Raw genomic sequence first — 14990 nt, 5'->3', positions numbered from 1 at the left:
GAGCTATTCCATCTTCACTATTCTTGATTGAATATTCACCTTATTTATTCGCTTCAATCTCCTGCGCATTTCATATTTCTTCTTCCTTGCCGTTTATCACAAAAATGTAAGATTATTAAGCATTGGGTTGGTTTAGATTGATCAAATTTTATAAATTTAATGCCTTCATACATGTATAACAGTTTACGCTGAATAAACTTTGAACAATGAACAAACAACCACTGCATCGCAGAAGTTTTCTGAAAAACACAGCGGCAGCGGGCATAGGTCTTTCTATGCTGGGCTCCTCTGCCAAACTATTTGCAAACGAAAAAAAACCTAAAGTACGGGTAGGCCTGATCGGCGTGGGTGCCCGCGGACTGGGACATCTCAACTTTTGTCTTCACCGTGAGGATGCGGAAGTAATTGCATTTGCGGATCCGGATACCGCTTACACTGTTCCCAAAGCCAAGGCCATGATTGAAAAAGCCTATGGCGGCAAGCGGAAAGTAGCCGAATATACCAACGGCCCGGAAGATTACCGCAACATGCTAAAACGTGATGATATTGATGCGGTGATCATTGCTACTCCCTGGGAACTGCATTCCATTATGGCCATTGCCTGCATGAAAGCGGGCAAAACACCAGCGGTGGAAGTATGTGGCGCTTCTGATATCCAGGAGTGCTGGGAATTTGTAAACGTGAGTGAAGAAACAGGTATTCCTGTTTTTGGTATGGAAAACGTGTGCTATCGCAGAGATGTGATGGCGGTATTGAATATGGTGCGCCAGGGATTGTTCGGAGAGCTGATCCATCTGCAGGGTGGTTACCAGCACGATCTGCGCGGAGTGAAATTCAACAATGGCAAGCAGTATTACGGCGGTGGTGTGGAATTCGGCGACAAAGCCCTTTCCGAAGCGAAATGGAGAACTAATCACTCTGTACACCGTAACGGCGATCTGTATCCTTCTCACGGCCTCGGCCCCATTAACAACATGATCAATATCAACCGCGGTAACCGCCTGCTGTCCCTGACTTCTGTGGCTACCAAATCCCGCGGTCTGCATAAATATATTGTCGACAACGGTGGTGAAAGTCATCCAAATGCCAAAGTAGAGTTCAAACTGGGCGATATCGTTTCTACACTGATCAGAACCAACAACGGAGAAACGATTATGTTGTCGCATGATACCAACTCTCCACGCCCCTATTCCCTGAACTTCCGGGTACAGGGTACCAACGGGCTCTGGATGGATGACCAGCAATCTGTTTACGTAGAAAAGAAAAGCAAGTACGACGAATGGGAAAAAACCGGTGATTTCAAGGATCCTGAAAGCTACTTCGGCAAATACGACCACCCGCTGTGGAAGAAATATGCCAACGATGCAGCAGGCGCCGGACATGGTGGAATGGACTGGTTTGTACTGAACTCTTTCTTTGAATGTATCAAACGTGGTGCGCCATATCCGCTGGATGTATACGATATGGCTACCTGGTATGCCATCACTCCGCTGAGTGAACATTCTGTTGCTGAAGGCGGCAGTGTACAGTTTATCCCCGACTTCACCCGTGGTCGCTGGATGAACAGGAAGCCGATCTTCGCACTGGACGACCAGTACTAATTATTAGCGTTTTAGTTTTTTGGGAAATAAAGCGGAAACAGCAGCTATCTGTTGTTTCCGCTTATTTTTTTATCCCGGAAAAGATACGCCCTCCTCTATTACAGTCACATATACTTCGGGAATCTTATTATATTGTTGCTGGTAAGATGCTTTGATAAATTCCACATATTCATCTACCTTATCAGTTTTTACCAGATTAATTGTACAGCCACCGAAGCCGCCTCCCATTACCCTGGCGCCGGCTACTTCTTCCCGTTTCCGGGCAAGAGATACCAGGAAATCCAGTTCCGGGCAACTTACTTCATACAGCGTGCTCAATCCTTCATGGGTGGCATACATCAGCTCACCGAACTTTTTCAGGTTGCCTTCCTTCAGCAGTGCTGTAGCGTCTTTTACCCGCTGGATCTCAGCAATCACGTATGCGCAGCGGTCGTAGACCTTTGCAGGCAGATTGGCCTTCACCTCGTTGAGCATAGCCATGGTAGCGTCTCTGAGGGATTTCACTTCCGGATGCAGCGCCTGTATGGCTTTCACGCCTTCCTCGCATTGCTGGCGACGTACATTGTATTCAGACGATGCGAGGGAATGATGCACCATGGAGTTACACAGTACGATCTTGTAGTCAGGGAAACGGAACGGGAAATATTCAAACTCCAGACTGCGGCAATCCAGTCGCATTACCTGATCTTTCTTTCCATGCAGATTCGCAAACTGATCCATGATACCGCATTTCACGCCGGGGAAGGTATGTTCCGCCTTCTGCCCGATCAGCGCCATCTCCATGCGGCTCAGGCCATAACCGAATATTTTATCCAGTCCGGCTACCAATCCGCCTTCCACTGCTGCCGACGACGACATGCCCGCGCCCACGGGTATATCTCCGGCTACCACGCAGTCGAAACCTTTCACGGGTAATCCCCGCTGCTGCAGCTGGTAAACCACGCCCATCAGGTAATTGATCCAGCCTGGTGTTGGCTTTACATCATCCAGCCCGAATGAAACCGTTTCATTGGTAAAAACAGCATGCGCATTGCACTGGTCTGTGCCATTAAGTGCTATGGCGTATACAATCTTCTTATCAACTGCCGCCGGCAGTACAAATCCATCATTGTAGTCAGTATGTTCACCGATCAGATTGATCCTTCCCGGGGAAACAACCATTAATGGCTCTTTTTCAAATAAGTGGATAAACTTCTCCCTGGTTTTTTGTACCATAAACTATTAAACGTAAAATTTACACCTAAAGTAGAAAAAAAATTACGAATTAGGAATTACGAATTACGAAATAAGAGCGAAGACCTAAGCGGATAATGTTGTTTTTGCCATTATCCGCTTAGGTCTTCGCTCTTATTTCGTAATTCGTAATTCCTAATTCGTAATTTTTTATTTCTTCCCGAGTCTGTCCCCTACAATAGAATAAAACAATATGTAGAGGTAACATGGTACCATGCAATACAGGAATGCATGTTTGAAGTCGATGTTAGCGCTGTACAGGAAGTTGAAGATGCTGTGTTTATCGAACATACCGCTGTAGATCTGCGGAATCACCCCACCACCGGCGATACCCATGATGAGGAGGGCAGAACCGATTTTGGTAAAACGGCCCAGGCCATCAATAGCCATCGGGAAGATAGCAGGCCACATCAGTGCGTTCGCAAGGCCGAGCAAAGCAATGAAAGTAACAGAAGAGAAACCGGAGGTGGCATAAGCCGCGATGGTAAATAATACCCCCAGCACCGCTGATATCTGCAAACCTTTTTTACCGGTGATCAATTTCGGGATGGTTGCAATACCTATCACATAACCGACCAGCATTGCGATCAGGGTGAAGGTGGTGAAGTATTTGGTATCATCCACACTCATACCCAGTGCCTTTCCATACTGACCAATTACATCGCCGGCCATCACTTCCACACCCACGTAAACGAAGATGCAGAGTACGCCCAGTGTCAGCTGAGGAAACTGGAATACGCTCGTTTTACCATTGGTAGCCTTTGAAGTGGTTTCATCTTCTGTATTTGTATCAATTTCAGGAAGTGTGGAACGTTTCAGCAGAAATGCGAGAATAGCCAGCACAATAGCGATGGCCACATACGGACCAATTACGCGGGATGCCAGGCTATCGAGCAGCGCATTCTTCTGTGCCACATCCACTGCCGCATTGATGTCCTTTTCCAGCTGTTCTGCACCTTTCAGTACAATAGAGCTAAGGATCAGCGGCGCCAGCGCACCAGCACTCTTGTTACAGATACCCAGGATACTGATACGTTTAGCTGCACTTTCCTTAGGACCAATGATACTGGCGTAAGGATTGGAAGCTGTTTGCAGCAGCGATAAACCCGCACCCTGTATAAACAGGCCAGTGAGGAACATAGCGAAACTGCGCGCGTTGGCTGCAGGAATAAATACCAGCGAGCCAACGGCTATGATCAGGAGTCCTAAAGCCATTCCGTTCTTGAAACCTGTTTTGCTCAGAATAAAGGAGGAAGGAATGGAGAGGAAAAAGTAGGCCATGTAAAAGGCCATCGTCACCAGCAATGCCTGCGATACGTTCAGCTGACACACAATCTGAAAAAACTGGATCAGCGTACCGTTAAGCCAGGTAACAAAACCGAATACGAAAAACAAAATGCCAATAATGGCCATTGATTGCGCATATCCGGCCTGTTTGGTCGGGACGTTCATTGTTACTGTTTGGTTGGACATAATACTGTCAGAATTATTTTTGCTAAACACGAACATAATCAAACTTCTCCTATATTTCTTGTATATTTCGCAAATATTTTTGCTAAATCGTTTAACCGGATCATTAAATTGCAAGAATTATTTTACTTTTTAAAAAATTTTAAAAAAATAATTATACATTTATCCGGCAAAATTTCACAGTAACATAACACGTTTATGACTCAGCAATCAAAGCAAAGCGCACAAAGTACACATCCTTCGTTCTTTGTGCTTATTCTGGTTTTCTTTTTCTGGGGATTTCTGGCTGCGTCCAACAGTATTTTTATCCCTTTCTGTAAATCACACTTCAACCTTACCCAACTGGAGTCACAGCTGATTGACTTCTCTTTTTACAGCGCCTATTTCATCGGATCCCTGATCCTGTATCTGGCTTCTGCAGCAAGAAAAGTAGATATCCTTAACAAGATCGGCTACCGGAAAGGTATTATCTATGGCCTGCTGATCTCTGTGCTGGGTTCTGCCATCATGATTCCATGTGTGAATAAAGAAAAGATCGTTCCGATCAAAGAAACCGTAAAAGACATCAGTAATTTCCAGGTAGAGCAACAGCTGCAGACTTCCGACAGGCAGGTGAAAATACGCCGCGAGAAAGAAGCAGATACTTACGCACTCCTGATTGCCAACAACGATGCGGCCCAGAAGTACATTGCTGAGCCTCAGCTGGTTTCTCTGGTTTCCGGCGGTTTTACAAAAGATGATGAACATCATCAATATACCGGCAACTTCAAAAAGGCCGACATCGGGAAAGTAGTTACTGTGCTGGACACTGATTTTAAACAAACAGTTACGTTTGGTTATTTTGCCCTTATTCTCATGGCGTTATTTATTGTTGCACTAGGCTTCTCGCTGCAGCAAACTGCCGCCAATCCGTTTGCCATCCTGCTGGGTGATCCTGCAAAAGGCGCTCACCGCCTGAATCTCGCAGGTGGTGTGAACTCCTTCGGTACTACCATCGGTCCTATTATCGTGAGTATGTTACTATTCGGTAATATTAAAGGTGGTGAAGTAAGTACAGATATTAGCAAGATTAATACGCTGTACTTCCTCCTGATTGCGCTCTTCCTGGTAGCTGCCGCTATTTTTGCTTTTGTAAAAATGCCGGAAAGCGCAGATTCATCTGAAGTATTCGAATCTTCGCCAAAGGCTACACGGTCGCTGCTCGGTATTACATTTATGTTTATCCTGATCCTCGCAGGACTGGTACTGAAATTTGAACTGCCACTCTTTATTGCTGGTATCGTTGGTATCATCGGTATCCTTTTCAACGCCAGGATGTCTTCTTCAGGCAGTGCCGAAGGCTGGGGCGCGATGAAGTATCCGCAGCTCATCCTGGGTATGCTCGCCATTTTCATTTATGTGGGTGTGGAAGTAACCATCGCCAGCAACCTCGGCGCATTGCTGAAACATCCGGGATTCTTAACCACTAAAGGTTTGGCAGAATCAGAACTGGATCCATATGTATCCCTGTTCTGGGGAAGTATGATGATTGGCCGATGGACAGGCGCCATCAGCGTATTCAATGTTTCCAAGTCTGTACGTAATATCCTTTGCGTGGTGGTTCCGTTCGTCGCCTATGGCGTTGTACTGGGAGCCAACAGCATCAAAGGCAACGATATCAGTCAATTATATCCATACGCCATCTGCATCGTTATCCAGATCATCGGTTTCTTCGCCGGTCAGGATAAACCAGCCAAAACCCTTATGATATTCGGTTTGCTGGGCATTGGTTCTGTGATTGTCGGATTGTTATCTTCCGGTCAGCTGGCAACTTTTGCATTCATCAGCGGCGGTTTATACTGCTCCGTGATGTGGCCTAGTATTTTCGCATTATCTATTGCCGGCCTGGGTAAATACACTGGTCAGGGATCCGCATTCCTGATCATGATGATCCTCGGTGGTTCACTTATACCTCCTGTTCAGGGTGGTCTGGCAGATATTCCAAGCATCGGTATTCACGCCTCTTACATTATCCCGGCGTTGTGCTTTGCTTATCTCGCATTCTTCGCATTTAGAGTTAAAAACATTTTAAAATCTCAAGGAATTGATTATGAGTCAGCAGTTAGCGGTGGGCATTGATATCGGAGGCACTAATACGAAATTCGGTATTGTAGACAGAAGAGGTAATATTTTATGTGATGGTCGGATGTTGACCAACCAGCATGAAGACGTGAATGGCTTTCTGGATGAGCTTCACGGACATATGTCGAAACTGATCGAAGAAGTAGGTGGTATTGAACAGATTAAAGGTATTGGGGTAGGGGCGCCTAACGGCAACTACTATACCGGTAACATCGAATATGCTCCGAATCTGCGCTGGAAAGGGGTGGTGCCACTGGCCAGCCTGCTGGAACAGAAATTCGGTTTGCCAACCGTTTTAACCAACGACGCTAATGCGGCGGCATTGGGTGAACTGATCTACGGCGCCGCCAGAGGGATGAAAGATTTCATTGTGATCACCCTCGGCACCGGCGTAGGCAGCGGTATCGTTGCTAATGGTCAGCTCATATACGGGCACGACGGTTTTGCAGGCGAGCTCGGTCACTGTATCGTACTTCCCGGAGGCCGTTACCATCCTGGTACCGGTGCGCATGGCTCACTGGAAGCATATGCTTCTGCTACCGGCGTTACCAACACCGCACTGGAATTCCTGGCCAACCGCCCGGATACGCTCAGCAGCATGCGTAGTCACAGCAAGGAGGAAATCAACTCCAAACTGATCTATGAAGCAGCTATGGAAGGCGATCCGCTGGCAATGGAGGTATACGAGTTCACCGGTAAGATACTCGGTGAAGCACTCGCCAACTTCGTGATGTTCTCCAGCCCTGAAGCAATTATCCTCTTCGGTGGTCTTACCAAAGCCGGCGACCTCATCATGAAACCGGTAAGGGAACACATGGAAAAGAACCTGCTCCCCATATTCCAGAATAAAGTTAAATTGCTGTTCTCCGAACTGAAAGAAAGCGATGCCGCTATCCTTGGAGCAAGCGCATTGGCCTGGGAGATGAAGGACTAGCAGCTTGCTGCTGGCAGCTAACTTAAAAGCTATTTTATGACTAATAACAGAAGAAGATTCCTGAAAACAGCGGCCCTTAGTGCCGCTGTTTTCTCTTTGGACGGAGTAACGGGAACGGTTGCACGCTCCCAGGGAAAAGGCAAACCTGTAAAAGGTAAGCCGATTGTGGTATCTACATGGGATTTCGGACGCGCTGCCAACGCTGCGGCCTGGGAAATTCTGAAAAAGGGCGGTCGCGCGCTGGACGCTGTGGAAGCGGGTGTCAGAGTGCCGGAAGCCGATCCCAATAACCATACCGTTGGTTTCGCCGGTTTTCCGGACCGCGACGGCCGTGTTACGCTCGATGCCTGCATCATGGATGAACATGGCAACTGCGGATCCGTAGGTGCCCTGGAACATGTAACACATGCTATTTCTGTTGCACGCATGGTAATGGAGAAAACACCGCATGTAATGCTGGTAGGTGACGGCGCACTGCAGTTTGCACTCGCCAACGGATTCCAGAAAGAGAACCTCCTTACACCGGAATCGGAAAAAGCCTGGAAGGAATGGCTCAAAACTTCCGAATACAAGCCAATTATCAACATTGAAAACAAATCGTACACACCCACCAACGGCGCTACCGCATTCAATCCGCTGATGCTCCCCGGGAATGTGTACAACCACGATACCATAGGCATGGTGGCCATGGACGCCGACGGTAACCTGTCCGGCGCCTGCACTACCAGCGGTATGGCGTTTAAGATGCATGGCCGTGTAGGTGATTCGCCTATCATCGGCGCCGGCCTGTATGTCGACAATGAAGTAGGCGCCGCCACCAGCACCGGTGTAGGCGAAGAAGTGATCAAAATAGTAGGCAGTCACCTCGTAGTAGAGCTGATGCGCCAGGGATATCCGCCGGAAAAAGCCTGCAAAGAAGCTGTGGAAAGGATCGTAAAAAGAAGCCCCTCCAAAGCGAAAGAAATACAGGTAGGCTTCCTTGCCCTGAATAAAAAAGGAGAACACGGTGCTTATTGCCTGCAGAAAGGCTTCAATTATGCCGCCTGCACCAGCGATACCAGCAATGTGCTGATAGACGGAAAACATTATTTTTAGCTGGCAGCTACTAGCAGCCAGCTGCTGGTAGCTCTCATAAAGCTGTTTCTTATGTTCACCCTTGAAATATGTGCTGCGTCTGTTGCTTCCTGTATAGCTGCGGAAGATGGAGGAGCCAACCGGATTGAATTATGCGACAACCTGCTGGAAGGTGGTACCACGCCTTCCCATGGTACCATTGCTGTAGCGAGAGACAAAGTTAAAATAGATCTCTACCCTATCATTCGCCCCCGCGGCGGAGATTTCCTCTATACTGATCTGGAGTTTGAGGTAATGATAAAAGATATCGAAAGATGTAAACAGCTCGGCTGCAACGGCGTGGTGATCGGGATACTGACACCTGACGGCCGGATAGATAAGCAACGCTGCAAACTGCTGACAGAACTGGCATGGCCCATGGGCGTTACTTTTCACCGGGCATTTGATATGACAGATAATCCTTTTGAAGCATTGGAAGATATCATCAGTATCGGTTGCGAACGTATCCTTACTTCCGGTTCCCGCAATACTGCCGTGGAAGGAGCTCCGCTGCTGAAAGATCTGCTGGAAAGGGCTAACGACAGAATTGCCATCATGGCTGGTTCCGGCGTACGATCCGGCAACATTGCCCAGCTGATCAAAGCAACCGGCATCATGGAATATCATACCACTGCTAAAGCTTACGAAGAAAGCAAAATGATATACCGCAATCCCAATGTAAGCATGGGAGGCATTCCCGGCGTTCCGGAATATGGCATTTCCGTTTCGCAGAAAAAAGAAGTGGCGCTGATCCGTGAAATAGCCGAGAAAACATTATTATCTTAGCCTCCAGCTATAGTCATATCCTGTAAGAAACCCATTAATTATATAATAAGCGGACGGCAGCAGGCCGTCGCCTAAAGTGAACAACGAAATGAAAAAATTGATCATTGCAACAGGCTTGTTGCTTGGCAGTTTCTTTGCGCAGGCACAGGTCAAAGGGGTGAAGCACGTGATCCTCATCGGCATGGATGGTTTCGGTGCTCACCGCCGCCACGCTCGCATGGATCTTCGGTCTGAAAACCCCGCAGGTTTGGACCGGCAGACCCGTGAAAGAAGCATTTAACTGATTTTGAACCGGGATTCCCGTATTCAAATCCCTAAATACACGATGCTATGAAAAAAATGCTGCTTATTGCTGTTGTATGTACTACAGGCTTTTCACTTTTAGCACAGGCGCAAAAAGTAAAGATCCTTACTTACAACATCCATCATGGGGAAAACATGAAACAGGTGCTCGACCTCCAGGGAATTGCCAACGTGATACTGGCCACCAATCCGGATCTGGTAGCACTACAGGAAGTAGACAGCGTTACCTCCCGTACCGGCCAGTCTGACCAGCTCAAAGAACTGGCAGCATCTACCGGCATGTACACCTATTTCGTGAAATCCATGGATTTCGACGGTGGTGGTTACGGTACCGGCATTCTTTCCCGTTTTCCCATCAGCAACACTACTACCCTGCCACTGCCTTCTACCAAAGGCAATGAGCCCAGGGCCGCAGGCATCGTTACCATACAATTCCCGGGCGACACGCTGCAGTTTGTCACCACGCACCTCGATGCAGGCCACAAAGCTACTGACCGCATCGACCAGGCTAATGCCCTTGCCGAATATTTCCGCACAGCCGCCACACCTGTTATTCTTGCCGGCGACTTCAACGCGCTGCCAGCTTCCAAAGAAGTAGGCATCCTGAAAACAGTTTTTACCGATGCAACCAGTCAGATGGGGCCTACCTTCCCATCCGATTCTCCTAAAGTAAAACTGGATTACATCATGGTAGCACCCAAACACCGCTGGAGCATTACCGCCGCCCGGATCATCGAAGAAACCGTGGCGTCCGATCACCGGCCCGTGTTGTGCGAAATAGAACTGGTAGGAGCCAGCCACTAATTCTTAAAATAATTTCCAACAAAACGCCAGCTAACAGCTAAAAGCTAAAGGCTGGCAGCTAAAAAACACATATGTCTCTAAAAACCTTTCTTCACCTCTGCCTGCTTTCCGGCCTTGCGCTGACTACAGCCGGCCTCTGGAGCTGCAATACCGGCGAAAAAGCCGGCGCACCGAAAGGACGGGTAAGTATCATTCCTTTACCAGCCAGCATCAGCGAAACCGCCGACTCATTCCTGCTGGATAAAAAAACAGTGATCATTGCTACGAATGAAAGCGACAAAAAAACTGCTGCCCTGTTTAATACCTGGCTCAGAGAGCTGACCGGATACGAACTCGCTATCCAGGATAAGGGCGATAAGAATGCGATTATATTGCATTCAGGAAGTGATTCTACTAACGGAGAAGGTTATACGCTAATTGCAGATCATCAACATGTTGCCATCAACGGTAACAGCAGCAGCGGTACTTTCTACGGTATACAAACCCTGATACAGCTGCTGCCGGTTGAGAAAACAGCCGCATTATATATTCCAGGCGTCAATATCACCGATGCGCCCCGCTTTCCCTATCGCGGTATGCATCTCGATGTAGGCAGGCACTTCTTCTCCGTTGAATTCGTCAAGAAGTATATCGACCTGCTGGCCATGCATAAGTTCAACACCTTCCACTGGCATCTGACCGAAGACCAGGGCTGGCGCATTGAAATCAAGAAATATCCGCGCCTGCAGGAAATTTCTTCTAAAAGGAAAGAAACCATGGCCGGCAAATATGCAGATAACAAATTCGATGGCAAACCTTATGGTGGCTATTATACACAAGACCAGATCAAAGATGTGGTAAAGTATGCAGCCGACCGTTTCGTTACCATCATCCCTGAAATTGAAATGCCTGGCCACTCCCTCGCCGTACTGGCAGCGTATCCTAACCTGGGTTGCACCGGTGGCCCATATGAAGTAGGCACACGCTGGGGCGTATATGACGATGTGTACTGCGCCGGTAACGACAGCGTTTACCTCTTCCTGCAGGATGTGCTGGATGAAGTAATGGCATTGTTCCCCAGCAAGTATATTCACATCGGTGGCGATGAATGCCCGAAAGTGCGTTGGGAGAAATGCCCGAAATGCCAGGCCCGCATGAAGCAGGAAGGCCTCAAAGATGCGCATGCACTGCAGAGCTACTTCATTCAGCGCATGGAAAAATACCTGAACAGCAAAGGACGCCAGATCATAGGCTGGGATGAAATCCTGGAAGGCGGCCTCGCTCCTAATGCCAGCGTAATGAGCTGGAGAGGCGTAGAAGGCGGCATCGCCGCGGCGAAGCAACATCACAATGTGATCATGACACCAGGCGATTATTGCTACTTCGATCATTACCAGTCAAGATCTGCCAATGAACCATTGGCCATCGGCGGATTCCTACCTGTGAGCCAGGTCTATTCCTACGAACCAGTGCCGGCTGAACTGAACAAAGATGAAGCCCAATACATCAAAGGCGCACAGGCCAACCTGTGGACCGAATATATCGGCAACACCGACTACCTGGAGTATATGGCCTATCCACGTGCAGCAGCGCTGGCCGAAGTGGTTTGGTCTCCCAAAGACAAACGCAATTACGACAACTTCGCCGGGCGCCTTAAATGGCATGTGAAACGCCTCGACCTGAAGAAAGTAAATTACGCCAAGCATGTATTTGAAGTAAAAGGAAAGATAGCCGGCAACGGCAAAGGTGCTGTAACACTCACGCTCAGCAGCATTCTCGACAACGCCAGGATATTTTTCTCTACCGATAGTACCGCTCCTACCCCTCAGTCGACTCCTTATACCCAACCCATTCAGATCGCTAAAACAGGCACTGTAAGGGCGCAGGTATTCCTCGATGGCAAACCATTCGGCAATGAATACAATCAGACTTTCCGCTTTCACAAAGGACTGGCCAAAAAAGTTACCATGACACCGGAAGCGGATAAAAGCCATCATCCGGAAAGCACCTTTGTGCTGGTAAATGGCATAGAAGGCAACGCTTCCTATAGCGACAACGAATGGTTTGGCTTCAAAGGCACCGGTATGGAAGCAGTAGTGGAACTGGACAGCGTGCAGGATATTCATGGCGTTGGCATCAATATTATCAATGCAAAAGGCGATTGGATCTATCCTCCGAAGGAAGTAGTATTTGCTGTTTCTGAAGATGGCAAAACTTACAAAGAGGTATATAAACAAACAACTTTTACCCAGAATGGCATTAACCGCATCAGAGGAACCTTACAACAGGTAAGAGGAAAATTTGTGAAAGTAAAAATGCAGAATTTCGGTACCATCCCCGCAGGTGCTGCGGGCGCCGGAAGTCCTGCCTGGTTGTTTGCAGATGAGTTCATTATTGATTAAGATAAGAAAACCGTTCCGGCTTGTACCGGAACGGTTTTCTTGAGATGACTTCTTTATAGCATTCAACCGCTGAGTACTAAACATAGTTACAGGATTATATATTAAATGGTTCATGAAGGATAAAGGAAATATCATTTAAATTTTGCTAAATAATAACACGCATTAGCAGTAATTTCTTTAATTTTCCGGCTCGTTTTTAAACCGCATCTAATCAAAAACGTTTACAAATGACGATTAATCATCAGGAAATCGAACTGATCGACAGCTTTGAACAAATTGCTGTGGAAATACACCCTTCTGCCAAAGAGGGTTCCAAAGCAGTAGCACAGGAAATTGCTGCACTGATCCGCGAAAAGGAAGCTGCAGGCCAAAAAGCCATACTGGGATTGGCCACTGGCTCTACTCCCAAGTACTTGTATGCAGAACTGGTTCGTCTTCATAAAGAAGAAGGACTGAGCTTCAAAAATGTAATCACATTTAACCTGGATGAATATTATCCTATAGAACAAGACGCTTTACAGAGCTACAACCGCTTTATGAGAGAGCATCTGTTCAATCATGTTGATATCCCCGAAGGACAGTTTTTTATTCCTGACGGAACAATTCCGAAAGACCAGATAAAAAAATACTGCGAAGAATACGACAAACGCATAGATAGCTTAGGTGGCATCGATATACAGGTACTGGGCATTGGTAACAACGGCCATATCGGCTTCAACGAGCCGGGCGCCAACATCAACTCCCATACCCGTCTGGTTACACTGGACAACAGCACCCGTCTTGCTAATGCCTACGAGTTCCCGAATATGAGCCAGGTACCACGCCTCGCCATCACCATGGGTCTCAGCAGCATCTTCAAAGCAAAACGCATATTGCTGATGGCCTGGGGTTCCCACAAATCAAAGATTGTACGCCGCTCTGTAGAAGGCCACAGCACCGACCAGGTACCTGCATCGCTGCTGCAACAGCACCCTAACTGCCAGTTTATTATCGATGAGCAGGCGGCTGCTGACCTCACCCGCTTCAAAGAGCCCTGGCTCACAGGCGACTGCGAATGGACGCCGAAACTGATCCGTAAAGCAGTGACCGGGCTGGCACTGAAGCTGAACAAGCCCATTCTGATGCTCACTGATAAGGACTATAATGAAAATGGTCTCAACGACCTGATCGTTCAATATGGTTCTGCATACGAACTTAATATCAAGGAATTCAACGGTATCCGTGATACCATCACCGGCTGGCCCGGCGGAAAACCTGGTCCACAGCTGCCTAAACATCCGGAGCGTTCCGAGCCTGCCAAAAAACGCGCACTGATCTTCTCTCCGCACCCGGACGATGATATCATTTCCATGGGCGGTACCTTTATCCGCCTGCATGAACAGGGGCACGACGTACACGTAGCTTATCAGACTTCCGGCAACATTGCTGTTACTGACGAGTTCGTGCTGCGCTTCATCGACTTTGCCGTAGGTTTCGAAGGCATGTTCGATATCGATAAAAGCAAAAGCTCGCTGATCCTGGATGAAGCAAAAGCCTTTATCCGGACCAAGAAACCAAGCCAGAAAGATACCCAGGAGATCCGCGCTATCAAAGGCCTGATCCGTCGTTGCGAAGCAAAAGCTACCTGCCGTTATGTAGGTATCCCGGAAGAAAACGCACACTTCATGAACCTGCCTTTCTATGAAACCGGACTGGTAGAAAAGAAACCAATGGGTCCTGAAGACGTTGCACTCACCGTGGAACTGCTCCGTAAACTGAAACCACAACAGATCTTCTGCGCCGGCGACCTCGCAGATCCGCACGGTACACACAAGGTTTGCCTCGACATCATTTTCGCTGCGCTCGACATCGTGAAAAATGAAGACTGGGCTAAAGACTGTTGGGTATGGCTCTACAAAGGCGCATGGCAGGAATGGGATATCCATGAAATCGAAATGGCAGTGCCTATGAGTCCTGACCAGGTGATGCAGAAACGCCTCGGTATCTTCATCCACCAGAGCCAGAAAGACGTAGTTCCGTTCCAGGGAACAGATCTGCGCGAATTCTGGCAACGCGCGGAAGACCGCAACGCTAACACTGCTGATCTGTACGACAAACTGGGCTTACAGAAGTACGCAGCAATGGAAGCATTCGTGCGTTACCACTTTATGTAATCACCGGTGACCACCCATATGTGATCACGATCCCTGATAAGCAAAAATTCCGGCAGGAAAAGATAACAAATTGAGAGATCGATTTTTTTAA

Annotated in this window: 10 protein-coding genes and 1 pseudogene; 9 read left to right on the top strand and 2 right to left on the bottom strand. The window is 47.8% G+C overall.

The genetic code is table 11. From position 1 onward, the window contains the following. Positions 1–206 precede the first annotated feature (206 nt). The gene (locus tag UNH61_RS02845; protein WP_326990597.1) at positions 207–1601 is read left to right on the top strand and encodes a Gfo/Idh/MocA family oxidoreductase; all 1395 of its coding nucleotides are present in this window, start codon (positions 207–209) and stop codon (positions 1599–1601) included. A gap of 69 nt (positions 1602–1670) precedes the next feature. Here UNH61_RS02845 and galK read toward each other — a convergent pair whose 3' ends face one another. Both galK and UNH61_RS02835 read right to left on the bottom strand, forming a co-directional pair. Beyond that, positions 1671–2816 (bottom strand): galactokinase, encoded by a 1146-nt coding sequence (galK, locus tag UNH61_RS02840; protein WP_326990596.1) that lies wholly within the window; start codon positions 2814–2816, stop codon positions 1671–1673. Positions 2817–2984: 168 nt separating this feature from the next. Further along, the gene (locus UNH61_RS02835) at positions 2985–4307 is read right to left on the bottom strand and encodes a sugar MFS transporter (protein WP_326990595.1); all 1323 of its coding nucleotides are present in this window, start codon (positions 4305–4307) and stop codon (positions 2985–2987) included. 195 nt (positions 4308–4502) lie between these two features. On the opposite strand from UNH61_RS02835, the gene UNH61_RS02830 reads away from it, so the two are divergent. The 8 genes and pseudogenes from UNH61_RS02830 to nagB all read left to right on the top strand — a co-directional run. Next, positions 4503–6422 (top strand): MFS transporter, encoded by a 1920-nt coding sequence (locus UNH61_RS02830; RefSeq protein ID WP_326990594.1) that lies wholly within the window; start codon positions 4503–4505, stop codon positions 6420–6422. Then, on the top strand, positions 6394–7359 hold the full coding sequence (locus UNH61_RS02825; RefSeq protein WP_326990593.1) for an ROK family protein: 966 nt from the start codon (positions 6394–6396) through the stop codon (positions 7357–7359). Before UNH61_RS02830 ends, UNH61_RS02825 begins: the two co-directional genes overlap by 29 nt. A 36-nt stretch (positions 7360–7395) precedes the next feature. Then, the gene (locus tag UNH61_RS02820) at positions 7396–8454 is read left to right on the top strand and encodes a N(4)-(beta-N-acetylglucosaminyl)-L-asparaginase (protein WP_326990592.1); all 1059 of its coding nucleotides are present in this window, start codon (positions 7396–7398) and stop codon (positions 8452–8454) included. Positions 8455–8505: 51 nt separating this feature from the next. Continuing rightward, positions 8506–9258, top strand: a complete 753-nt coding sequence (locus tag UNH61_RS02815; protein ID WP_326990591.1) for a copper homeostasis protein CutC — start codon at positions 8506–8508, stop codon at positions 9256–9258. A gap of 88 nt (positions 9259–9346) precedes the next feature. Further along, positions 9347–9538, top strand: a complete 192-nt coding sequence (locus UNH61_RS02810) for a hypothetical protein (RefSeq protein WP_326990590.1) — start codon at positions 9347–9349, stop codon at positions 9536–9538. Positions 9539–9588: 50 nt separating this feature from the next. Next, positions 9589–10365, top strand: a complete 777-nt coding sequence (locus tag UNH61_RS02805) for an endonuclease/exonuclease/phosphatase family protein (RefSeq protein ID WP_326990589.1) — start codon at positions 9589–9591, stop codon at positions 10363–10365. A 71-nt stretch (positions 10366–10436) separates the two neighbouring features. Next, on the top strand, positions 10437–12746 hold the full coding sequence (locus tag UNH61_RS02800) for a family 20 glycosylhydrolase (protein WP_326990588.1): 2310 nt from the start codon (positions 10437–10439) through the stop codon (positions 12744–12746). 221 nt (positions 12747–12967) lie between these two features. Further along, positions 12968–14899 (top strand): annotated as a pseudogene (gene nagB / locus UNH61_RS02795) (glucosamine-6-phosphate deaminase); the annotation flags it as partial. Positions 14900–14990: the final 91 nt, after the last annotated feature.

This window comes from Chitinophaga sp. 180180018-3 (assembly GCF_037893185.1).
GTDB lineage: Bacteria > Bacteroidota > Bacteroidia > Chitinophagales > Chitinophagaceae > Chitinophaga.
Note: the sequence above shows the minus strand (reverse complement) of the source record. Positions and strands in the feature narration are given on the sequence as shown.

Coding starts and splice junctions, on each gene's coding strand:
- UNH61_RS02845 (WP_326990597.1), top strand. CDS start 207: ATGAACAAACAACCACTGCATCGCAGAAGTTTTCTGAAAAACACAGCG.
- galK (WP_326990596.1), bottom strand. CDS start 2,816: ATGGTACAAAAAACCAGGGAGAAGTTTATCCACTTATTTGAAAAAGAG.
- UNH61_RS02835 (WP_326990595.1), bottom strand. CDS start 4,307: ATGTCCAACCAAACAGTAACAATGAACGTCCCGACCAAACAGGCCGGA.
- UNH61_RS02830 (WP_326990594.1), top strand. CDS start 4,503: ATGACTCAGCAATCAAAGCAAAGCGCACAAAGTACACATCCTTCGTTC.
- UNH61_RS02825 (WP_326990593.1), top strand. CDS start 6,394: ATGAGTCAGCAGTTAGCGGTGGGCATTGATATCGGAGGCACTAATACG.
- UNH61_RS02820 (WP_326990592.1), top strand. CDS start 7,396: ATGACTAATAACAGAAGAAGATTCCTGAAAACAGCGGCCCTTAGTGCC.
- UNH61_RS02815 (WP_326990591.1), top strand. CDS start 8,506: ATGTTCACCCTTGAAATATGTGCTGCGTCTGTTGCTTCCTGTATAGCT.
- UNH61_RS02810 (WP_326990590.1), top strand. CDS start 9,347: ATGAAAAAATTGATCATTGCAACAGGCTTGTTGCTTGGCAGTTTCTTT.
- UNH61_RS02805 (WP_326990589.1), top strand. CDS start 9,589: ATGAAAAAAATGCTGCTTATTGCTGTTGTATGTACTACAGGCTTTTCA.
- UNH61_RS02800 (WP_326990588.1), top strand. CDS start 10,437: ATGTCTCTAAAAACCTTTCTTCACCTCTGCCTGCTTTCCGGCCTTGCG.